This is a genomic window from Faecalicatena contorta, assembly GCF_021531995.1.
GTDB lineage: Bacteria > Bacillota > Clostridia > Lachnospirales > Lachnospiraceae > Dorea_A > Dorea_A contorta_A.
Map to the genome: position 1 here is coordinate 1 of NZ_JAFBIZ010000314.1, position 430 is coordinate 430.

Here is a 430-nt window from a genome sequence, read left to right on the forward strand (position 1 = left end):
CAGATAAACTGAAAGTTTATTGTCTGTTCTTTTCTCCCCAAATACATAACTGATCCAACACTTCCATAAGGGATTTACCTCGCTCACTTAAACTGTACTCAACCTTTGGTGGAATCTGGGGGTATTCTTTTCTAACAATCAGTCTATCTGTTTCCAATTCTTTCAGATTGTTACTAAGCGTTTTGTCCGACACATTTTTCAAATATCGTCTTAATTCATTGAACCTCACAACTTCAAATTCCATCAGACAATACAAAATAACCATCTTGTGTTTGCCAGATATAAGTGAAAGAGTATAGCTGAATCCGGTATCTTCAAAATTTGCGTTTTCAATATAATTCTTAATCATTTCACACTTTCCTCAATGATAGTACCTGTATAATAAGACAGTACTTGTTATTTCTTCTGTACCCGTTATAATTATATATAC

General features: G+C 33.3%; 1 protein-coding gene. It reads right to left on the reverse strand.

The features are described 5' to 3' along the window. Positions 1-16: 16 nt before the first annotated feature. Complete coding sequence (locus JQM82_RS16125) at positions 17-349, reverse strand: winged helix-turn-helix transcriptional regulator (RefSeq protein ID WP_235251435.1); 333 nt, start codon at positions 347-349, stop codon at positions 17-19. Positions 350-430 lie beyond the last annotated feature (81 nt).